We start from the raw sequence: 22,160 nt of genomic DNA on the forward strand, positions 1-22,160 counted from the left end.
TATTGACCATATTAAATGATCGTTTTGAGACCATTATTGATCCTTATTTTAACGCTATTTTTGTCCTCCTGCGTTTTTCTGGGAAGGGATAAGGAGTTCCCTGACGGAAATTACCAGGTTATCTGCGGTTATACCAATGAGGTTTATTTAAAGGCTAAAGCCGATAATCCGCTAAATGTTGAGCCTGATGCCCGTTGTGATCACCCGCTTTATTATCGTTCCTTTCTTTCCCTTCAGGATAAAGAACATTTTGTCCTCGCCATAGACGATATCCTGTTGTATGGTAAATATGCATTTAACGGGAGTAAGCTTGAGCTTATAGATGCTACAAAGGGAAAACTATCCTTGGATATTATCCGGATGAAAAAGGATTTTGTGCAGTTGAAAGGTGATTTCTCTGCGTTTAATTCCGCTCATTTGCCAAATACCGAGCGACTGTACATCAATTTCGAATTGGACAAGACACCCATTCGGGAGCAGCCCAGTAAATTTGATAGCGGAATCAATCTTTGGCGTAATATTCCAACAAGAGCTGAGAATGACCAAGAGATAAAGAGCCGTGCATTGAATTTTTTAGATTATTCGATTGCCTATTTTCAGCACATTTCTAATTCTGGCGTTCATAATGATTACAAGATAGACGGAGTTGAGTCGCCGATTACCTATGCCCAAAATGGAATTGTATTAAAGGAATGGAAAGATGTTCCTGTCTCGTGGAAGGAGTTGTTTTACAATGAGGAAAATGCAATGGTCGCCTATAAATATTTGCTAGCTGGATTTAAGTATGGACAAAAGGAGAAGTATAGTGTGACGGGGTTGCTATTAATTACATTTTATTTGAAGAATTTACGTAACTCACTATCAACTTTGGGATAAATTACATCGATAAAGCCGGGAGCAAGACAGCTTTATCGATGTAATTTATAGATTTTCGAAAAATATTTTTGTTGTTTGGTTTTTTAAAACGATATTAGCAACGCTTATAGAGAAAGGCCGAGGGACTAGACCCAGTGAAGCCTTAGCAACCTGTATTGTTCAAGGTGCTAAATTCTACCCTGCTCCATGTGGGAAAGATAAGTTACATGCAGATAGACATATCCTCGACTTGTGCGTTTCGATGTAAGCCAACCCAAACTTAAAACAGTTTTTTAATGAAGATTACCGATCATATCCAGAATGCTAAAGGAAAAACATTGTTTTCTTTTGAGCTATTGCCTCCTGCAAAGGGACAGGGCATCCAAAGTATTTTTAAAACAATGGATGAGCTGATGGAATTTAAACCACCTTTTATAGATGTAACTTATCATCGTGAAGATTACATCTATAAGGAACATGCTAGCGGGTTATTGGAGCGAGTATCCTATCGCAAACGACCGGGAACAGTGGCGATATGTGCTGCTATCATGAATAAGTATAAGGTAGATGCAGTGCCGCATCTGATATGTGGTGGCTTTACCAAAGAGGAAACAGAAAATGCTTTGATTGACCTGAATTTCTTGGGTATCGACAATGTGTTGGTGCTGCGAGGTGATGCGCGTAAAGGAGATGCTGATTTTATTCCAACTGAAGGTGGTCACGCTTTTGCTACGGATCTATTGGAGCAGGTCGCGGATATGAATAAGGGGAAGTATCTCCACGAAGATATTATTACATCTGAAAAAACTGATTTTTGTATCGGAGTTGCCGGATATCCGGAGAAACATTTTGAATCACCTAATTTCAATACGGACTTTAAATACCTGAAACAAAAAGTCGATATGGGGGCGGAATTTATCGTGACGCAGATGTTCTTTAATGTAGAAAAATACAAGGAATTTGTGACCAAATGCCGTGACAACGGAATTCATGTGCCTATTATTCCGGGGCTCAAACCTTTGACGACAAAAAAACAGTTGGTCACATTGCCACGAATTTTCCATTTGGATATTCCGGAGGAATTGAGTGATGCAGTTGCATCATGTAAAACCAATGCCGATGTAAGGCAAGTAGGTGAAGAATGGCTTGTACAACAATGTCAGGAACTGATCAAATTTGGTGCGCCAGTGTTGCATTTTTATACCATGAGTAATCCCGGTCCAACCAAAAAGATTGTTGAAAAATTAGTCTAAAAATATAAATAGAGCGAGGGAAGAGTCCCTCGCTTTTTTATTAAAACTATAGTAGAAATACGTCTATGTCTCTGTGAAACGAATTTCTGTCCATCCGATTGTCGCCTGTCGTGCATAGCGGGCGAAGGTTGGCATCACTTCCCTTTAAAAAACTGTATTTCTCTTTTCATTATAGAAGCAGCATCCTCAGAAAAATATTTTTATTAAATCATGATGTTAAATAGTGTTAATTAACATTTTTAAATCGAGATAACTGTTTAATTTAAAGTACTAAAAGGAATAAAGATTTATACCAGTTGACCTTATGACGTACAATAAATTAAATAATCTATTCGGTTTGACCTGTGGCCTTATTGCCACGCTTGTCTACATTGCTACCGTTGAAAAGACCGTAAGCTGGTGGGACTGTGGTGAATTTATTGCCTGTGCCTACAAACTTGAGGTGGCGCATCAGCCCGGCGCACCTTTATTTTTGCTTATTCAGAATGTTTTTTCCAATCTCGCACTCGGTAACGTCGGAAAGATAGCCTACTGGATGAATATTGGTTCGGCGATCTGTAGTGGTTTGACAGTAGTATTTCTGTTTTGGACAATCACTGCTATAGCCAAGAAAATTTTGAAGAAGCCACAGCAGCCTACTTTCTCCTACTACCTACAGCTTTTCGCTGCAGGGACAGTCGGGGCAATGGCTTTCAGCTTCAGTGATACATTTTGGTATTCCGCTGTGGAATCTGAAGTGTACGCGATGTCCTCGCTTTGTACGGCAGTGGTTTTCTGGGCAATTTTCAAATGGGAAGCGCGGGCAGATCAGCATGGAAGCGACCGCTGGTTGATTTTTATTGCTTTTGTCATGGGACTTTCGATCGGAGTGCACCTATTGAATCTGTTGGCTATTCCAGCCATAGCCATGGTGGTCTATTTTAAAAGGACTTCGCAAATTAATCTGAAAGGTGTTTTAACGGCATTTTTATTAGGCTTGTTGGTTTTGGCAGCAATTCTTTGGGGTGTCATTCAGTGGTTGGTAGGTTTTGCTTCCAAAATAGACCTGTTATTTGTGAATTCACTCGGACTGGGGTTTGGGTCTGGAATTCTGTTCTTGTGCGTACTTATCGGTGGCGTCATTGTATATGGTCTTTTTTATTCGCATAGAAACCGGAAGTATACATTAAACACAGCCTTATTGGTATTTTGTTTTATTCTGTTTGGCTATAGTTCCTATACCATGGTATTGATCCGTGGTATAGCGAATCCATCCCTCAATAATAATGCACCAGATAATGTCTTTTCGTTTTTGGGTTACTTAGGACGGGAACAATACACACGGGAACCTTTGGTGAAAGGACCTTACTACGATTCGAAAGCTGTGGACATAGAAAATAAAACCAGTTATCGGAAAGATGAGTCCAATTACACGGCATTTACCCAGGTGGATAAGTATGATTTTGATCGAGAAACATTTTTTCCCCGTATTTATAGCCAGGATGCAAATCATCAAGCTTACTATAGAAGTTATCTCAAGTTAAAAGACGGTGAAAAGCCGCAATTCTCCGATAACTTTAAGTTTTTCTTTCATTTTCAATTGGGCGAAATGTATGCACGTTATTTCTTATGGAATTTTGCTGGAAGACAGAATGATAAACAGGGTTATGGAACATATACCGATGGGAATTGGCTTTCAGGATTGAAACCATTGGACAATTGGCGTCTTGGCGGACAATATGACCTTTCGGAATCACAGCAAAATGATCCCAGCCGAAATACGTATTTTTTCCTTCCCTTATTATTGGGTATAGCAGGAGCGATTTGGTTATACAAACACAATAAGCCCTACACTTTGGTGTTAACATTGTTATTCGTCTTTACGGGTATAGCGATTGTCGTGTATCTCAACCAGACACCATTACAACCCCGTGAACGTGATTATGCTTATGCGGGATCCTTTTACGCTTTTGCTATTTGGATCGGACTTGGCGCAATAGCATTGGTGCGCTTTTTTAAGCGTTTCCTTCATACCCGTTATGCCTTAGCTACAGGGGTATCTTTTGCACTTTTGGGAGGACCGATTATTCTGGTACATCAGAACTGGGATGATCATAATCGTTCCGAAAAATCCCTGGCGCGGGATGTTGCGCGCAATTACCTTGAAACCTGTGCGCCGAATGCGATTTTGTTTACCTATGGCGATCATGATACCTTTCCGTTATGGTATTTGCAGGAGGTTGAAGGTGTTCGTCCCGACGTAAGAATAGTTGTACTGAGTTACTTAACGGGTGATTGGTACATGCAGCAGGTTAAGAAACCAACTTATCAGGCTGCGGGACTTCCAATAACGATACCTGCAGAAAAAACAAAAAAGGGTATTCGGGATTATATCCCTTTCGTTGATCGACAGTTGAATGCTGCAGTTGACATCCAACAATTATTGCAATTTGTTACTTCTGATAATCCAGATTATAAAGTACAGCTGAATTCGGGAAATCTGGAGAATTATTTTCCGACTAAGAAGGTTAAATTGGCTATTAACAAAGCCGAGATCTTGAAAAAGAATGCCGTACCAGCTTATTTTCACGAGGCGGTCGTTTCAACAATGGAATGGGAAATCCCCGGGGATCACTTAAGTCGATCAGATTTGACTTTGCTTTCCCTTCTTGAAAATAATCATTGGGATCGGCCGATCTATTTTTCAAATATGCTGCCCGGTGATATTAAGCTAGGGCTGGATAAATATCTTGTCAATGAAGGATTTGCTTCAAGGCTGATGCCGGTCGCTGCCACCAGTGAACAGCAAACGAATGCTGAGGAAATACCTGCTTTGGTCAACGTCGAAGCACTATATGATAATATCATGCATAAATATCATTGGGGAAATGTCAAAAATGCAACCTATTTGGATACGGACTCCTTTCGCTTTTCCAGTATGTACGCTCGGGATATTTTTGGAAAGACGGCCCGGTTGCTGTTAGAAAAAGGGCAGGTAAAGCAGGCAGGTAAAGTTGCTAAGAAAGCATATGACCAATTGCCGGATCGTGTATATGCGATGTCGGATGCGATTAACTATGCGGATATCATTGACAGCTTATACCGTTCTGGACAAGGACACCTGGCCGGAAATATCGTAGACAGAAACTTGGACTATGTTTCACAAAATATGGACTATTTACACCAATTGGTATTAGATAAAAAAAATCTAGGCTTTGAATGGAGCGATATGCAGACGGCATTGGACTCAGTAGATCGTTATCGAGATATCTTATTGGCAGCCAAAGATAGCAAACGACTGGCGCGTGTCGAGGGGTTGAGAAAGCAGTATCAGCAATGGTATGGTATTGAGTAGCAATTCAGAGGCACCTTTTGAACGATCAGAAGGTGCCTCATTTTATATAGGGAGTTTAAAGAAATACTAGAACTTCATGCCGAATCCGATCCCCAAAAGAAAGGGGTTGATATCAACTTTCGCCGGTATTGATAAGTTCGGAGCCAAGTTGGACGCATCCACTTGAACATCCGTCTTCAAGAGAATATACTTAGCATCCAAATTCAGAAAATATTTTTCTGAAAGCTTGACATCAATACCGAGTTGTGTGGCAAATCCAAACGTATTATCATACTTTACGTTTTTTACCGTGGGACCCTCATTTGCGCTATAGAAAATTGTATAGTTTATCCCTGCACCTACATAGGGCCTGAGGTCTCCATCCGGAAGAAAATGATATTGCGCTGTCAAGGTCGGAGGCAGGAGCCATACACTACCTAAATCTACGTTTGCGGAGGTGTTACCTCCTATGGCACTTAAGTTGGAGCCAACGGTATTGACCTTGTGTTTGCTTGTTCCTAAAATCAGCTCCGCTGCGATATTTTTGGTAAAGAAATAAGTGAAATCTAGTTCTGGGATAAATTTTGTGTTGATCGCAATGTCGCCACCAATAGTACTGATATTGGCCGATTCGTTGGGCATTACCGCGACTCCTCTAAGACGCATCTGCCAGCGTTGCTCAGGACTGTTCTGTGCCTGTAAATTTAAAGTACCGAGTGTAAGTGCAAAAGCAATAAATAGTAACTTTTTCATATCGTTAATGGTATTTGTTTGCCGTAAAACTATTTGTTTTAGGGCATTGCGTGAATGACGATAATCAAGTTAAAAACTGAATGAAATAATTTACAGCTTGGCAGAAAAGATGTACCTTTATCATTTGCTGTTCTTCTAAATGTGGACAAGCGGTGTTGTCTGTGTATGTTTAGAAAGAGAGAGGGCAGATTTGGGTGGTAGGTTGTTTTATGATATAAAAAGCAAAGGGTCGGAATTGTTTCCGACCCTTTGCTTTTTATTGTTTGGTTTACTTAACCATTTTTCTTTACTTCTTTTCCCCAGGAATCTTTCAACGTCACTGTACGGTTAAAGACCAGATGTGCTGGAGTCGAATGTGTGTCTAACGTAAAGTAACCTAAACGTATAAATTGATAACCTTTACCGGGAGTGGCGTTCGCTAAGTCCGGCTCGATATAGGCACGTTCTACCACATGTAAACTTGCTGGGTTGATAGATTCTTTGAAATTTTCAGCTGCCGCTGGATTTTCATCATTGAACAACCTGTCATATAATCTTACTTCGGCTTCTTTTGCATGCGGAACAGAAATCCAATGGATTGTTCCTTTTACTTTTAGTCCTGAAGTATCCTCACCGGATTTAGAATTAGGGACGTAAGTACAATGTACTTCTGTTACCTTTCCATTTTCATCTTTGACGAAATCGTTACAGGTAACGATATAAGCGTGTTTTAGACGAACTGAAAGCCCAGGGCCAAGACGGAAGAATTTTTTTGGAGCATCTTCCATAAAATCTTCGCGCTCTATCCATAGTTCTTTGGAAAAAGGTATGATCCTGTGGCCTTCACCACCTTCAACTTCGGGGTTATTTTCACCGACTAAATTTTCTACTTGACCATCTGGATAGTTTGTGATCACTAATTTAATCGGATCGAGAACAGCCATTCTACGCCAGGCGGTTTTGTTGAGATCCTCACGGATGCAGAATTCCAATAGACTGACGTCAATCATATTTTCACGCTTTTGAACGCCGATCTTATCGCAGAAGTTACGAATACTCGCGGGAGTATATCCTCTTCTTCTCAATCCAGAGATAGTTGGCATACGGGGATCATCCCAGCTTTCCACAAACTTATCATTGACCAATTGCAATAGTTTACGTTTGCTCATGACTGTATATGTCATGTTTAAGCGTGCAAATTCATATTGTTTGGAAGGAAAAATTTCCAGCTTTTCAATACACCAATCGTAGAGTGGGCGATGCGGAATAAATTCCAATGTACAGATCGAATGCGTGATTTTCTCAATGGAATCCGATTGGCCGTGGGCAAAATCATACATTGGGTAGATGCACCATTGATTTCCCGTCCGATGATGGTGGGCATGTTTGATGCGGTACAACAATGGATCGCGTAGGTGCATATTTGGACTCGCCAAATCTATTTTTGCACGGAGTACTTTCTCACCATCTTTATATTTTCCTGCTCGCATATCTGCGAATAAGTCCAGATTTTCTGTTATGGACCGGTCGCGGTACGGCGTTGGAATACCTGGTTCTGTCGGGGTACCTTTTGCTGCCGCAATTTCTTCCGCAGTGCTATCGTCCACGTAAGCAAGTCCTTTTTTTATAAGTTCTACAGCATAGCCGTAAAGTGTTTCAAAATAATCTGAAGTATATAATTCTTCTGCCCACTGGAATCCTAGCCATTGAATATCTTTTTTGATGCTTTCAACATACTCGGTATCCTCAGTGACAGGATTAGTGTCATCAAAACGTAGATTAGTCTTGCCATTATACTGCTGTGCCAATCCAAAATTTAAACAGATGGATTTGGCGTGACCAATGTGGAGGTAACCATTTGGTTCAGGAGGAAAACGTGTCAATACACGTCCGCCATGTTTTCCTGTACGAAGATCTTCTTCGACAATTTCCTCGATAAAATTTAATGATTTTTCTTCACTCATAATACAAAGTTAATTATTAGAAGCGAGATATTAGCTAGGATATGATAGATATTCAGCTTAGTCTGAGCAGGTAATCAATCGAAAAATACCCGCTATAGTCGCGACTGCTGGCGCAGCGATGATCTGAAATAAAAAAGGGACAAGATCCGTCCCTTTTTACCGATTTGTTACTATTTGAAAGCGAATACCTTTCCAAGGGATTCATTGCTTGTAAATGTACAACTTTGATCAATCAATTGACCTGTTCCGATATTGATTACCATACCATGCACGGCAAGTGCCTGGCCATTTTTCCATGCATTTTGGATGATGGAAGTAGAACAAAGATTAAAAACCTGTTCTTTGACATTGAGTTCAACTAAACGGTCTACTTTCTTTTCATTCTCTTCGATACCATCAATCTCTTCGCTATGCAAGCGGTATACATCTTTGATGTGGCCAAGCCAGTTATCAATGATACCGTATTGATTGCGACTTAAAGATGCGGCCACACCACCACAGCCATAGTGTCCAGCTACGATAACATGTTTTACTTTTAACACGTTGACGGCATAATCCAGTACGCTCAATAAACTCATATCTGAGTGGATGACCATATTGGCAATGTTACGGTGTACAAAGACCTCCCCGGGTTTTGTACCAGTCAATTCATTGGCCGGTACACGGCTGTCTGCACAACCAATCCAAAGAATTTCGGGATTTTGACCTTTTGCAAGTTGTTGGAAACGTCCTGTAGTATCATTTTTTACGAAATCCATCCACTCTTTGTTCCCTTTAATAATATTGTCAAATCCTATTTTTAAATCTTTATTTTCCATATTCTCTATTTGCCCGAAGGCGTTTTTTCAATTTTATATTAATACAAATTTCTAAATCTATTGTTTATTTGAAACAACTTTATTTTTTATATACGACCTGTAAAAGCTCGATTTCCTTGCCTTTACTTTTTGCGTTCTGTTCGAAGTCCTTGATGACTTCAATCACGTCCTTGTCGATAAATTTACTGAATGTCCCATCGATACGGATCTTACTTACTGATTTTGGCAAACTATACAGTTTTTGTTGGATAGGAACCTTATTCAGAAATGATACTTCCTCCGCTAATGTGATCACCGCCTTATCTTCTTCGTTGTCTTTTTCGATCTTATACTTAAAGGCATTTTTCATATTTGCCCGTAGGATATAGAATGTAGCCACAACGATTCCGATCCCAACACCCATTAATAGGTCTGTCATTACAATAGCTACAATAGTCACGAAAAATGGAATGAATTGATCCAACCCTTTTCGATACATTGAAGAAAATAGACTCGGCTTAGCCAATTTATAGCCTGTGTGCAATAGAATGGCTGCAAGACATGCCAAAGGAATCATATTTAACATAGTCGGAATGGCCAACATGGCAACAAGTAGCCAGATACCATGCATAATGGCTGATTGTCTTGTTTTTCCGCCCGCATTGACATTGGCTGATGAGCGTACAATAACAGAGGTCAATGGCAAACCGCCCAAAAGTCCACTGGTCATATTCCCGATTCCTTGTGCGACTAATTCACGGTTAGTCGGCGTATTACGTTTATAGGGATCAATCTTGTCGACAGCTTCAATGCTCAATAATGTTTCGAGACTAGCGATGATCGCAATGGTAAATGCAGCTATCCAAACATCCTTGTTGACAATCTGTGTGAAATCAGGTAAAGTGAACAGGCCTGTAAATTCAGCAAATGAGCCTACAATTGGAACAAGAACAAACTGTTTGTCAAGTAGCTGAAAGGAAGATCCCTGAAAAAGATAGGCTAAGCCTACGCCAACGATCACAACAACCAATGGTGCCGGTACCTTATTCAATTTAGGAATCGATGGCCAAAAGATTAAGATCGCTAAGGATAGGGCACAGATAATCAATGCGCCAAAATTGATAGCTGAGACAACGGTGTCAAAATATGCTCCTATACCATGTCCATTGTCCAATTCAAAAGCGTGTGTTTCAATTAATCCCAATGCCAAAGGGATTTGTTTCATAATAATGGTAATACCGATAGCGGCCAACATACCAACAATAACGGCGGAAGGGAAATAATTTCCGATCATACCCGCCTTTAGAATACCAAGGATCACCTGGACCACACCTGCGATGACAACCGCAAGGAGGAAGGTTTCATAAGCACCCAAGCTCTGAATTGCACCTAGAACAATAACTGTGAGACCTGCAGCCGGTCCACTTACACTGAGTGGTGATTTACTGATTGAAGCAACAACGATTCCACCAATTACACCAGTCAATAATCCTGCAAACAATGGCGCACCTGAGGCCATTGCAATTCCCAAACATAATGGAAGTGCCACCAAAAACACCACAACACTAGCAGGGAAATCATATTTTAAGTCTCTTTTCGAAAGTTTCAGAAAAGCCGACGTACGAGTTCCAAACATAAAATTTGTGTTTATCTGTATAATAAATTTTCTCGAAGCAGCCTATTGCTATAGCAATGGGTACCGATTGAAGGGCACTCGATGCTTTTTGCATTGGCATTATCAGGAAAAATCAATAAGAAGCCGCATACTGGGTTCAGTATGTGGATAATTTGAATACATCCCATAAGGATGTATTTATTAACAGTTAGGAGGCGGCGTTGGAACCGTAGGATGGAAAGCTAAAATGCTTTTCTCGTTTTTTAGGTAATTCTTTTGTTTTCCTTGGTTCTCAACAATGATTGTTTCGAATACAATGGGTTCGTCAGTTTTTGTATTGAAAAATTTTGAGGCAGTCTCAAGCGTGTCTGTGCTTGCGCCATTGTTGTTCTCGATTTCTATTTGTAAAACAATTTGAAGGATCGTGTTTTGGTCTAAACTATTGGAAAAAATAGGCGATATAGAGATGGCCATCTTTGTAAAAAAGATGATCGCACATAAGAATGCTGCCACAAATCTAAATCTCTTATTTAACATTTTTTAGTACCTTTAATGATATTGTTTTACATGGTAAAAATAGCAATTCTATGTTAATTTCAAATTAAAAGTACATAAAAAATGAAATTTGGCACGAAATTGTGACGAAAAGATTATTTTTTGGAAAATTTTCAATAGTGTTATGAATTATAAATATTAAGCCTTTTCTATGGCAAATAAAGAACAATTTATCGAGAAGGTTCAAGCTTCTTATAACCCCAAGGGGGCTTTTATATATTTGGGAGCTGGTATTTTGAATGGTGAAATTTTAGCCGAAGCAAAGGTCAATCTGGCGCTGAAAATGATGAATCGCCATGGACTGATCGCCGGTGCCACAGGAACAGGGAAAACGCGGACGCTCCAGCTGATTGCTGAGCAGTTGTCGGATGCCTCCGTGCCTGTATTTATGCTGGATGTAAAAGGCGATCTTTCTGGTCTTGCCGTCCCCGGTGTTACCAATCAAGCTTTATTGGATCGTGGAAATGCGGTAGGGCTACCCTTTGAACCGGCAAGTTTTCCGGTAGAATTGTATTCGCTGTCGGGGCACAAAGGAATTCCGATGCGAATTACGATAGGTGATTTTGGACCGGTCTTGTTGGGCCGAATCCTGGAGCTGAATGAAACACAGACCGGCGTTTTGGCGGCCATGTTTAAGTACGCACAGGATCATCAGATGCCATTGATAGACTTTACCGATACCAAGAAATTGTTAACTTATCTCGCTGACGGTCCCGGAAGCGAAGAGATCAAGAACGATTATGGGAAGATCAGTTCAGCAAGTTCGGGGACTATCTTGCGTAAGATCGTCGCTTTGGAACAACAGGGACTTGCTTATATCTTTGGTGAGAATGAATTTGATATCAATGACTTATTTCAGAAAGTTGACGGCAAGGGTATTATCAGTTTGCTAAATATTTCTGATGTACAGGATCAGCCAGTGCTTTATTCGACTTTTTTATTGAGCTTGCTCGCTCAGCTGTTTAAGAATATGCCCGAAGTAGGGGATCTGGATAAGCCAAAATTGGTATTTTTCTTTGATGAGGCGCACCTTCTTTTCAACGGAGCTTCCAAAGCCTTTTTAACGCAAGTTGATCAGATTATCCGTCTTATCCGCTCCAAGGGGATCGGTGTGTTTTTCTGTACACAGTCTCCGACAGATGTCCCAGAATCCGTATTGGCGCAATTGGGAAACCGGGTACAACACGCTTTGCGGGCCTTTACACCCAATGATGCCGAAAATCTAAAAAAAACAGTCAAAACCTATCCTAAATCAGACTTTTACGAGATTGATCAGATTTTGACTTCTTTGGGTACAGGCCAGGCCTTAATTACTGTGCTGAATGATAAGGGGATTCCTACGGAAGTGGTGGCGACTCATCTGGTACCTGCCCGTGCTGTGATGGGACCCGCAGACGATGCGACAATCAATCAGATTATTAATCAGTCAGACCTGAAGGTAAAATATCAGGAAAGACAGGAAAATCGTTCGGCGGCTGAGATGATCGATGAGAAAATGGAGGTCGTGCAACAGGAGGAACAGCGCGCAGCAGCGGAGAAAGAAGCTGCCAAAGCCGACAGGCCAACATCAAGAAGGCAAACACCGTTGGAAGCCGCGCAGCGTACCGCGACAACGACACTTGCACGAGAAGGGGTCAAGCTTTTGGGTAAATTGGCAACAGGGCTATTGAACGCATTCTTAAAGAAGAAATAACACTAATTTTTTAATAATTTTCGTTCCGATAAGCTATTTTTAACAACTGTTTGGCACTTAGCTACATTTGCTTTTAAGGGCAATTTTAGCTAAGTTTGCGGACGAAAAGAAGTTCTATTAACACAATTTAAATATGAGTAAACCAACCCTTTTGATTTTGGCAGCAGGAATGGCTAGCCGGTATGGTTCTTTAAAACAAGTAGATGGTTTTGGCCCACACGGCGAGACAATTATTGACTATTCAATCTATGATGCCATTCGCGCAGGATTTGGAAAAGTGGTATTCATTATCCGGGAAGAATTTCTGGAGAAGATGAAAGACGTTTTTGATAAAAAATTGGAAGGTAAAATAGAAGTAGACTACGCTTTTCAAGATTTTGATTTAACGAAATTTGGCGTGAATCACGTCATTGAAAGAACGAAACCTTGGGGCACAGCACATGCTGTCATGAGCGCTAAGGATAAGGTGAATGAACCATTCTGTGTGATCAATGCAGACGATTTCTATGGTTCGGATTCTTTCGACAAAATGGCCAAGTTTTTAACGACCGAGGTATCAGATCAACAGATGTCATTGATGGGCTTTCAAGTGGGTAATACAATGTCTGATTACGGGTATGTATCTCGCGGTGTCTGCGAAGTTAGTGCTTCTGGACATATGGAAAGTGTTACCGAGCGTACCAACATCTATTACAAAGGTGAGGGCGATGATCGTAAAATTGTTTATGAGGAAAATGGCGTTGAACACGATTTGGACCCACAGACGCGCGTTTCGATGAACTTTTGGGGTTTTACACCAAAAATATTCGAAGTCGCGCAAGCGATGTTCCCGGCTTTTGTTGAGGAAAACAAAGCGAATTTAAAGGCGGAGTTCTTTATCCCTTCGGTTCCAGATTATATGGTGAAACATAAACTGGCCGATTTTAAAGTGATCCCAACTTCATCAAAATGGTTTGGAGTGACTTATAAAGAAGATAAACCTATCGTGCAGGAATCAATTTCTAAATTGGTTGCGGATGGTGTTTATCCGGAGAAGTTATTTTAAGAGCTAGCAGAAATAGCTTATCTTTCACCTGTATTGGCAACAATGCAGGTTTTTTTGTGCCTAATCGAGCAAATGTTGCGAATGGTAGTCGTGTTGTAGGAAATGGAAACATTGGAGTGGTCAAGATTAGACCCACATGTTGGATTATGATAAAAAAGGGAATTATTTAAATGAAAAAAATAGGTAAGGTGTTAGGATATATTATTTTAGGAATTATAGGATTTTGTGTTTTATATATTGTTGCAGAGTATTGTCTGTCGCGACTCTCCGCATCATCTAAAGAGATCTCTTCAGATCAGACCATTCAGGTGTTTGTCAAATCCAACGGTGTACATACGGATATTGTGTTGCCGATTGTCATGAAAGAGCTGGATTGGTCCAACGTGTTTCCTTATGCCAATACGGTCGGTAAAAAAACGGGCTATCGGTATATGGGTATAGGTTGGGGGGATAAGGGGTTTTATTTGGACACACCAGAATGGAAAGATCTTAAGGCATCCACGGCTTTTGTAGCTGCTTTTGGTCTGGGAGAGTCCGCTATGCATGTAACCTATTATAACACTATCGAAGAAGACGATTTGTGCTTTGGATATAAAATAAACGAAAAGCAATATCGTGCACTGGTGAAGTATATCTATGATTCTTTGGACCTGCGTGAGGGGAAGCCTATCTTGGTCGAGACAGATGCGCAATACGATGATGCAGATGCCTTTTATGAAGCTAAAGGTGCTTATAGCATGTTTTACTCTTGTAATACCTGGACAAACTATGCCTTGAAAAAAGCGGATATGCCAGCGGGGATATGGGCTACATTGGACAAGGGCATATTGAGCCACTATCGTAAATAGCAACTGTCTGTTAAGGTTGATACCTAAAAATAGATGACAAAACTTTTTCTTTTCGAAATGTAAAGCCCGAGGTGGCGGGTTTTACAACAAAAAAAGAGGTTGTCTCAAAAAGACAGCCTCTTTTTTATATTATTTCATTATGTTTAATTTGGTTCAATTAACTGATTTTCATATATTTAAAGTGTAAAAAAAGATATATGTCATCTCAAAGACCTACTTTTAAGCCTTACTATCAGGACCAGATTATGGCAATTCCTCCAACTTTGGACGAATTGGTCTCCAAAGGACATCCGGTACGTATTGTTAACGATGTGATCAACCGTATCAACATACAGGGTCTTTTGGATGCCTACAAGATAAAAGGCTGTTCCAGTTATCATCCGCAAATGCTGTTGAAGGTTCTGGTGTTTGGCTATGTAAGCAATGTCTACAGCAGTCGGAAACTGGAAACAGCCTGCCGGGAGAACATCAACTTCATGTGGCTGAGCGGCATGAGCTACCCCGATCATAATACTATCAACAGATTTCGTGGTGTCCGCTTAAAGGAAGCACTTCGCAGTGTATTTGAAGAAGTTGTTAAGCTCCTGGCCGAAGAAGGGTTGTTAAGCATAGAAGATGTCTACACCGATGGCACCAAGATAGAGGCTAATGCAAACAGATACACTTTCGTTTGGAAAAAAGCTATCCATACCAATAAGGAAAAGATGAAAGCTGCTTTAAAAGATATATGGGACTACGCCCAAAGTATCGCCAAGTCGGAGGACAACCTTCCGGATCCTCCCGATCTGACGACAATTGACAGCGAAAAAGTCCGGGCTACGGTCGATAAGCTGAACAGGGTCTTATCCGACAAAGCTTCGGTAAATAAGAAGATGAAAGCAAAGTTGCGTTATGTAACCAAAAACTATCCGGAGAAGATCGCACAATATGAAGAGCAGGAAGCTACCCTGGGAGACAGAAACAGTTATAGCAAAACAGATCCCGATGCCACCTTTATGCGGATGAAAGAGGATCATATGAAAAATGGCCAGCTCAGACCAGGATATAATATCCAGATATCCACGTCCAATCAATACATTGTCAATTATACCATACATTCCAATCCCACAGATACCAGAACATTATCCGGTCATTTGCAACAACATGAGGACAGCTTTGGAAAAACACCGGGAACCCTTACCGCGGATGCCGGTTATGGCAGTGAAGAAAACTATGCATTACTGGCAGCAAAAAATATTGAGGGCTATGTGAAATATGGTATGTTTGACAAAGGGCAGAAAAAGAGCTGTCGGGATAAGAAACCATTTTCTGCAGATAAATTACATTATAATCCTTCACAGGATTGCTATATCTGTCCAATGGGACAGGAAATGCATTGTATAGGTACATTTAACCAAAAGACCTCCGCAGGCTTCCGGCAGGAAATCAAAAAGTATCAGGCAAAAAACTGCACAAACTGCCCGTTGAATGGCGCCTGTCACAAATCACAGGGAAATAGGATCATCGGGGTGAATAAGCAACTTGAGATGTACAGGGACAGGGCATACGAATTGCTCAACAGCGATGTAGGTGTAGCCAAACGAAAACAGAGGTGCCATGATGTCGAACCTGTCTTTGCAAACATTAAACAGAACCATGGGTTCCGAAGATTTATGCTCCGGGGTAAAGAAAAAGTGTCCATAGAATGGGGATTATTGGCAATAGCGCAAAATCTAAGAAAAAAAGCGGCCTAAAAAGCTACTTTTTGTTCATTTTTCTCTTTCATATGAGTCTTTTTCCAAAATAACCAACAAACAACACACAGATCTATCTCATAGACTTTTTAAACAAAAAAACTGTCCCAAATAAATTTGAGACAGCCTCTTTTTATTTATCAGGAGGAGTGATTATTTCACTTCTTCGTAATCTACGTCAGTTACGTCATCACCACCTTGTTGGCTTCCGCCTTGTGCTTGACCAGCATCTCCTTGAGGTTGTTGTGCACCGCCTTGAGAAGCTGCGTACATCTCTTCAGAAGCCGCGTTCCAAGCATTTTGCAATTCTTCAGAAGCTGCATCAATATCGGCGAAGTTTTTCGCTTCATATGCCGCTTTTAATTTTGTTAAGCCAGCTTCGATAGGTGCTTTTTTATCTGCTGAAATTTTGTCACCATATTCTTTCAATTGTTTTTCAGTTGAGAAGATCAGGGCGTCAGCTGCATTTACTTTGTCAGCTTCTTCTTTCATTTTTTTATCGGCATCAGCATTTGCTTCAGCTTCTTCTTTCATGCGTTTGATTTCGTCATCAGATAAACCTGAAGATGCTTCAATACGAATGTTTTGCTCTTTACCAGTTGCTTTATCTTTTGCTGACACTTTGATGATACCGTTGGCATCAATGTCAAAAGTAACTTCAATTTGAGGCACTCCACGAGGTGCAGGTGGAATATCGTTCAAATGGAAACGACCGATTGTACGGTTTTGGCTTGCCATTGGACGCTCACCCTGTAAGATGTGGATTTCCACAGATGGTTGGTTGTCTGAAGCTGTCGAGAATGTTTCCGATTTTTTAGTCGGGATAGTTGTATTTGCTTCGATCAATTTAGTCATCACACCACCCATTGTCTCAATACCCAATGAAAGTGGAGTAACATCCAATAATAATACATCTTTTACTTCACCTGTCAATACACCACCTTGGATTGCAGCACCTAAAGCAACAACTTCGTCAGGGTTTACACCTTTAGAAGGCTCTTTTCCGAAGAAAGCTTTCACAGCGTCAACAATTGCAGGGATACGCGTAGAACCACCTACTAAGATAATTTCGTCGATATCTGATTTGCTGAAACCAGCATTTTTCAATGCAGACTCGCAAGGCGCGATTGTTCTCTTGATCAAGTCAGCTGCCAAAGCCTCAAATTTAGCACGTGATAATGTACGAACTAAGTGTTTTGGACCAGTTGCATCTGCCGTAATGTATGGTAAGTTGATTTCAGTAGAAGTTGCACTTGATAATTCAATTTTCGCTTTTTCAGCAGCTTCTTTCAAACGTTGCAATGCCATTGGGTCTTTTTTCAAGTCAAAGCCATTGTTTTCATTTTTGAATTCTTCATTCAACCAGTTGATGATCACGTTATCGAAGTCATCACCACCTAGGTGAGTATCACCGTCAGTAGATTTTACTTCAAAGACACCATCACCTAATTCCAATACAGAAACGTCATGTGTACCACCACCACAGTCAAACACAACGATCTTCATGTCTTTGTGCGCTTTATCCAAACCGTAAGCCAAAGCAGCGGCAGTAGGTTCGTTGATGATACGTTTAACCGATAAACCAGCGATTTCACCAGCTTCTTTTGTTGCTTGACGTTGTGCATCGTTGAAGTATGCAGGTACTGTGATGACAGCCTCAGTTACTTCTTGACCTAAGAAGTCTTCAGCAGTTTTCTTCATTTTTTGAAGAATCATTGCAGAGATTTCTTGTGGAGTATATTTACGGTCGTCAATTTCTACGCGTGGTGTATTATTGTCACCTTTAACGATGTTATAAGGTACATGTTCAGCTTCTTTTACTGCCTCATCATATGAAAGTCCCATAAAACGTTTAATAGAATAAATAGTTTTATGCGGATTAGTAATTGCTTGACGTTTAGCTGGATCACCCACTTTACGTTCGCCACCTTCTACGAAAGCTACAATGGAAGGAGTGGTACGCTTACCTTCGTTGTTCGTAATTACTACAGGCTCGTTACCTTCCATTACGGCAACACATGAGTTTGTAGTACCTAAGTCAATTCCTATAATTTTAGACATATCTTGTATTTTAATTTTTTACTTAATAAATTCTATCACTCTATTATCAACCCTTATGCCAATCCGAATGTTTTGTAAAAAAATCACTATTTGTCATCAATTTGTCCTTAGGTACTGCCAAACTGACATTTTCAATAGACAAGTTGCTCCAAGATCCGTTTTTTTGCTGACTCATTTTGCCGATTGCGTGGCATATATCTGCCAAAGAGCGCCGAAAATTCCTCCAATTTCATCTGCTTTGATTTTTTGTCCCGCCAATCTGTGGGGACCAGATTATTGGTATATGCGATATTTGTTGCCCAGTATTGGATGTGCATCTCTGGTATGACCAGCCCCAATATCATGCCCGGAAGACCATGGCTCAGGGCAGGACCTGCAGAGACCGGTATTTCCTCGGCATAGTAGGCGATCAAATAAAGGGAGTCTTTTGTAGCCCCATTTACCCTTCGGCAGTTGATGCCGGCGATATTGCGAAATTCCTCGGTAAAGCGCCAGGTGATGCTGTCCAGCGTTTCGGAAAGTAAATATTTCTCATCGATATCCAATTGAATGTCGGCTGTTCCGGCTTTTAAATCCTGGTAAAGTACTTTACCATTTTTATTGGCTCCGCCTCTGAGCATACCGCGTTGGTTTCCGCCACCTCCGCCCCGTGCACCCCCTTGATTTCTACCGCCTCTGCCATTTGCAGTAACATTTGGAGCCCGCATTTTGCCTTCTCCATTCTGCTTTTCGGTACTTGTGCTCTCTTCGGGCATAAGCACGGTAGCATTCTCATCAAAATATAGGTTCATTCGATCCGTATGCGATTCCGGCATCTTATCGAGATGCTCCATAAAACCCATGCCCCGATCCATCATTTTTGAGCTCATGTCATTGGACATTTGTCGCATGCGGGCTTTTGTATACGTCACCTTGTCAAAACTAATGGTCCCCCTATTGCCAAAATAGGCGTATTGTGCCTGGAGAGATAATCCGGTAAGACAGGATATAATAATGGTCAAATATGTTTTAATCATTGCTTTTTCCTAAATATTTATTAAAATCCCATTTGACACCAACTAAAAAATACTGTGTCAATACCTGTTGGGTGGATTCCGAGTAATTGGTATCACTGCCATTCCGACGTGTATTGTTAAATGTATTGAAGAGGTCAAAAGCTTTCAGGCTGACTGTCAGACTCTCATCCTTCAATACCTTTTTCTCCAGTTCCAGGTTGGTATAAAATTGATTAATAGATTTCTTGTACAGTTTAGTAGGCCCGGTATAGCTATAGTAAATGTTTGTCATGATGTTAAATTTCTTCGGTAGAAAATATTTGATATATCCCGAAGCCCCACCTTCAAAATTAGTTGCGTTATATTGTGTGTTTATAGAATTTTGTTGTGCATTGAGCCCTGCATTCACTGAGAGGTCAAAATCAAATCCTTCTGAATCTTGCTCATTTAAACTCGACCCGAGGCCGAAAGAGGTGTTTTTTGAATTGTTCAGGAGAAACTCACCTTGAGATTGGTCGTTTTCAAATTTAGTGTAGCTATAACTATTGTTATATCTGATGTTTGCACTTTTATTGAAGTTAATGCGACGGTTGGCCAATGGTTGCATGTGATTGATGTTCAATCCGCCATTCCAGTTCGATTTGCCGGATAAATTTTCATAGCTACTGATCTGGGCCGAATTCTCCATAACTGTTGTCTTATTGATAATTGGGTTATTGACAAATGAGAAATTTCCGTTCACGTTAATGTTGGTTCCCTTTAATAAGCTGAAAGCATTATAATTTGCCGAGATGTTATTATTGACAGCCCGTTTGAGGTTCGGATTACCGATCTGTTGAAACAAAGGATTTGTTTGAGGTTGCAGTGGCTGTAACTGATCGAACGAAGGAATGATATTCGAGCTCTGGTAGGCCAGTCGGATATTTTTACTGTTTGAAATCCGGTAATTGGCATCAACGTTTAGATTGTTGTCCCAGAAATTCCTTGAAAGGTTTATATCCCGGTCACTATCGCTTAGCTTTTGATTTTTGTAAAATGTTCGGTTGGAGAAATTAACCTCAAATTTATCTTTCCGATAAGACAGATGAACATTGACTCCCTGGTTGGTATTATTGTCGATCTGATTTTTAGAGTATAATGGATCTACCTTATTCGTTAGACTATCTTTTGATTCCTGGAAGCTTGTGTTCTTTGACTGATTGAAGCTGTAGCCTAGCGCCAGATTCATGGCGTCATTGATTCGATTGTTGAAATTTAATGAGGTAGAAAAGTTATTACCATTATTGTTAATCCGTCGATTTTGGTTAATATCCGTCGTATCGCTGCTTTTATAAAGAATAGTCTTGGAATTTACCTTGCTGTAGGATTCAGATTCATTAAAGCTATTCCCGACCATTAGATTCAATGAGCTGCCGGCTTTGAGTCTTTTTCTATAATTCAGGCGAAAATTATTGCTTTGGCTCGAAGTATTTGATTCATTTTTTTCCTTGAAAGAGCTAACTGAATCTCTTGCAGCATCTGTGGTGAAACTTTCTGACTGACTAAAACTGAAATTATTCGACCAGTTTCCGTTGGCTTGAAGTTCTATATTTTGGGTTGAATCTAGTCGCATGGAGAGATTGGATCTGACACCATTGCTTCTTGCACTATTTTCGTTGTAATTTTTGCTGTTTCGTTCTAAAATCGAGTTGTCTGGGAGGATGTTCTTGTTGTAATTTTCCGACTGATTTTTGTTGCTGCTGTTATTGTAATTATAATTGGCATTTACCTTTAATGCTTTTTTGAGAAACTGATTTTCATAGTTCGCCCCCAAGGAGGTGTTTAGCGGTTGGCCCGTAATCTGGTTGTTCATCCGCAAAGAGCCTTCACGGCTATTGGAACTTCCCATGTTATTGTGATTGGCGGTGATGCCAATCCGTTCAGTTTGGTTGAATTTAGCTGCAAATAAGTTTCCGGCGTAGAGCTCTTTTGTTCCGCCTAAAACCTCCGTACTTCCAAAGATACCTTTTCTGGCCTTTTCTTTCAACACGACATTGACTGTCTGAATCCGAACACCGTCATCTATGCCTGAAAGTTCGGCCTCTTCTGATTTTTTCTCATACAATTGCACTTTGTCCACCGCATCGGCGCGGACATTCCGGATGGCAATTTTAGGGTCATAGCCAAAAAACTCTTCGCCATCAATAAAGACTTTCTGTACCGTTTTGCCCTGCGCTGTGATATTCCCGTCACCGGAGACCGTGAAACCTGGCAATCTTCGAAAAAGATCTTCGAGTTTTGCATTTTTCTCGGTTGCGAAACTTGCCGCATCATATTCTATTGTGTCCCCTTTAAGCGTTATGGGTAATCGACGTGTAATAATAACTTCCTCCAGTACATTTCTTTGCGAATTGATTTTAATGTCGCTGAGATCAATGTCCTTATCTTTGATGTCGATGGTGTCGCTATAAAGTTCAAATTTGGGATAAGTAGCCAGAATGATATAACTCCCGGGTTTAATGTTTTTGATCTGAAATCTCCCTTCTTCATTGGCTCTGTTAAAATAACGGAGCACGGAGTCCCTGTTCAATAGGATGACCGAGGCATTAGTTAAAGGCTTATTGTCAGCTTTATCTAAAATTTTCCCCTTGATACTCGTTTGGGAATAAGCGGTGCTGATTATGAAAAATAATAGAAATAATTGAATTAATCTTTTCATTTA

At 40.5% G+C, this 22,160-nt stretch carries 15 protein-coding genes and 1 riboswitch; of the genes, 7 read left to right on the forward strand and 8 right to left on the reverse strand.

Annotated features, from left to right (window positions below):
- Positions 1-15: 15 nt before the first annotated feature.
- The 3 genes from DCO56_RS16110 (at position 16) to DCO56_RS16120 (ending at position 5,442) form a co-directional block, all read left to right on the forward strand.
- Positions 16-876 (forward strand): hypothetical protein, encoded by an 861-nt coding sequence (locus DCO56_RS16110; RefSeq protein WP_108634792.1) that lies wholly within the window; start codon positions 16-18, stop codon positions 874-876.
- A 101-nt stretch (positions 877-977) separates the two neighbouring features.
- A riboswitch (SAM riboswitch) is annotated at positions 978-1,080 on the forward strand.
- Between the two features lie 71 nt (positions 1,081-1,151).
- Entirely contained in the window at positions 1,152-2,108 is a 957-nt protein-coding gene (metF, locus tag DCO56_RS16115) for a methylenetetrahydrofolate reductase [NAD(P)H] (RefSeq protein ID WP_108634793.1), read from the forward strand.
- Between the two features lie 304 nt (positions 2,109-2,412).
- A complete protein-coding gene (locus DCO56_RS16120; RefSeq protein ID WP_108634794.1) occupies positions 2,413-5,442 on the forward strand; it encodes a glycosyltransferase family 117 protein in 3,030 nt (1,009 codons plus the stop codon).
- 66 nt (positions 5,443-5,508) lie between these two features.
- Here the strand turns inward: DCO56_RS16120 and DCO56_RS16125 are convergent, their stop codons facing one another.
- The 5 genes from DCO56_RS16125 to DCO56_RS16145 form a co-directional block, all read right to left on the reverse strand.
- Entirely contained in the window at positions 5,509-6,174 is a 666-nt protein-coding gene (locus tag DCO56_RS16125; RefSeq protein WP_108634795.1) for an OmpW/AlkL family protein, read from the reverse strand.
- A 272-nt stretch (positions 6,175-6,446) separates the two neighbouring features.
- The gene (locus DCO56_RS16130; protein WP_181390577.1) at positions 6,447-8,117 is read right to left on the reverse strand and encodes a glutamine--tRNA ligase/YqeY domain fusion protein; all 1,671 of its coding nucleotides are present in this window, start codon (positions 8,115-8,117) and stop codon (positions 6,447-6,449) included.
- A gap of 170 nt (positions 8,118-8,287) precedes the next feature.
- On the reverse strand, positions 8,288-8,935 hold the full coding sequence (locus tag DCO56_RS16135) for a carbonic anhydrase (RefSeq protein WP_108634797.1): 648 nt from the start codon (positions 8,933-8,935) through the stop codon (positions 8,288-8,290).
- A 79-nt stretch (positions 8,936-9,014) separates the two neighbouring features.
- Complete coding sequence (locus tag DCO56_RS16140) at positions 9,015-10,550, reverse strand: SulP family inorganic anion transporter (protein WP_108634798.1); 1,536 nt, start codon at positions 10,548-10,550, stop codon at positions 9,015-9,017.
- 180 nt (positions 10,551-10,730) lie between these two features.
- On the reverse strand, positions 10,731-11,066 hold the full coding sequence (locus DCO56_RS16145; RefSeq protein WP_223581658.1) for a hypothetical protein: 336 nt from the start codon (positions 11,064-11,066) through the stop codon (positions 10,731-10,733).
- Positions 11,067-11,235: 169 nt separating this feature from the next.
- Here DCO56_RS16145 and DCO56_RS16150 point away from each other — a divergent pair, with 169 nt between their 5' ends.
- From DCO56_RS16150 to DCO56_RS16165, 4 genes are all read left to right on the forward strand, one after another.
- Positions 11,236-12,777: a helicase HerA-like domain-containing protein gene (locus tag DCO56_RS16150; RefSeq protein ID WP_108634799.1), complete on the forward strand. Its 1,542-nt coding sequence runs from the start codon at positions 11,236-11,238 to the stop codon at positions 12,775-12,777.
- A gap of 133 nt (positions 12,778-12,910) precedes the next feature.
- Positions 12,911-13,822: a sugar phosphate nucleotidyltransferase gene (locus DCO56_RS16155; RefSeq protein WP_108634800.1), complete on the forward strand. Its 912-nt coding sequence runs from the start codon at positions 12,911-12,913 to the stop codon at positions 13,820-13,822.
- Positions 13,823-13,992: 170 nt separating this feature from the next.
- Positions 13,993-14,670, forward strand: coding sequence for a TIGR02117 family protein (locus DCO56_RS16160; protein ID WP_108634801.1), 678 nt, complete (start codon positions 13,993-13,995; stop codon positions 14,668-14,670).
- A gap of 197 nt (positions 14,671-14,867) precedes the next feature.
- Positions 14,868-16,403, forward strand: coding sequence for an IS1182 family transposase (locus DCO56_RS16165; RefSeq protein WP_108634802.1), 1,536 nt, complete (start codon positions 14,868-14,870; stop codon positions 16,401-16,403).
- 153 nt (positions 16,404-16,556) lie between these two features.
- On the opposite strand, the gene dnaK is transcribed toward DCO56_RS16165, so the two are convergent.
- From dnaK to DCO56_RS16180, 3 genes are all read right to left on the reverse strand, one after another.
- Positions 16,557-18,464, reverse strand: a complete 1,908-nt coding sequence (dnaK, locus tag DCO56_RS16170; protein ID WP_108634803.1) for a molecular chaperone DnaK — start codon at positions 18,462-18,464, stop codon at positions 16,557-16,559.
- A gap of 131 nt (positions 18,465-18,595) precedes the next feature.
- A complete protein-coding gene (locus tag DCO56_RS16175) occupies positions 18,596-19,480 on the reverse strand; it encodes a GLPGLI family protein (protein WP_108634804.1) in 885 nt (294 codons plus the stop codon).
- Positions 19,473-22,157, reverse strand: a complete 2,685-nt coding sequence (locus DCO56_RS16180) for a TonB-dependent receptor (RefSeq protein WP_108634805.1) — start codon at positions 22,155-22,157, stop codon at positions 19,473-19,475. Before DCO56_RS16180 ends, DCO56_RS16175 begins: the two co-directional genes overlap by 8 nt.
- Positions 22,158-22,160 lie beyond the last annotated feature (3 nt).

This window comes from Sphingobacterium athyrii (assembly GCF_003071065.1).
Taxonomy (GTDB): Bacteria; Bacteroidota; Bacteroidia; order Sphingobacteriales; family Sphingobacteriaceae; genus Sphingobacterium; species Sphingobacterium athyrii.

Bases quoted from the DNA above. Each gene is read 5' to 3' on its own strand.
- DCO56_RS16120 (WP_108634794.1), top strand. From the start codon at position 2,413: ATGACGTACAATAAATTAAATAATCTATTCGGTTTGACCTGTGGCCTT.
- DCO56_RS16175 (WP_108634804.1), bottom strand. From the start codon at position 19,480: ATGATTAAAACATATTTGACCATTATTATATCCTGTCTTACCGGATTA.
- DCO56_RS16155 (WP_108634800.1), top strand. From the start codon at position 12,911: ATGAGTAAACCAACCCTTTTGATTTTGGCAGCAGGAATGGCTAGCCGG.
- DCO56_RS16125 (WP_108634795.1), bottom strand. From the start codon at position 6,174: ATGAAAAAGTTACTATTTATTGCTTTTGCACTTACACTCGGTACTTTA.
- DCO56_RS16180 (WP_108634805.1), bottom strand. From the start codon at position 22,157: ATGAAAAGATTAATTCAATTATTTCTATTATTTTTCATAATCAGCACC.
- DCO56_RS16160 (WP_108634801.1), top strand. From the start codon at position 13,993: ATGAAAAAAATAGGTAAGGTGTTAGGATATATTATTTTAGGAATTATA.
- DCO56_RS16135 (WP_108634797.1), bottom strand. From the start codon at position 8,935: ATGGAAAATAAAGATTTAAAAATAGGATTTGACAATATTATTAAAGGG.
- DCO56_RS16140 (WP_108634798.1), bottom strand. From the start codon at position 10,550: ATGTTTGGAACTCGTACGTCGGCTTTTCTGAAACTTTCGAAAAGAGAC.
- DCO56_RS16150 (WP_108634799.1), top strand. From the start codon at position 11,236: ATGGCAAATAAAGAACAATTTATCGAGAAGGTTCAAGCTTCTTATAAC.
- DCO56_RS16145 (WP_223581658.1), bottom strand. From the start codon at position 11,066: ATGTTAAATAAGAGATTTAGATTTGTGGCAGCATTCTTATGTGCGATC.
- DCO56_RS16110 (WP_108634792.1), top strand. From the start codon at position 16: ATGATCGTTTTGAGACCATTATTGATCCTTATTTTAACGCTATTTTTG.
- DCO56_RS16165 (WP_108634802.1), top strand. From the start codon at position 14,868: ATGTCATCTCAAAGACCTACTTTTAAGCCTTACTATCAGGACCAGATT.
- DCO56_RS16130 (WP_181390577.1), bottom strand. From the start codon at position 8,117: ATGAGTGAAGAAAAATCATTAAATTTTATCGAGGAAATTGTCGAAGAA.
- dnaK (WP_108634803.1), bottom strand. From the start codon at position 18,464: ATGTCTAAAATTATAGGAATTGACTTAGGTACTACAAACTCATGTGTT.
- metF (WP_108634793.1), top strand. From the start codon at position 1,152: ATGAAGATTACCGATCATATCCAGAATGCTAAAGGAAAAACATTGTTT.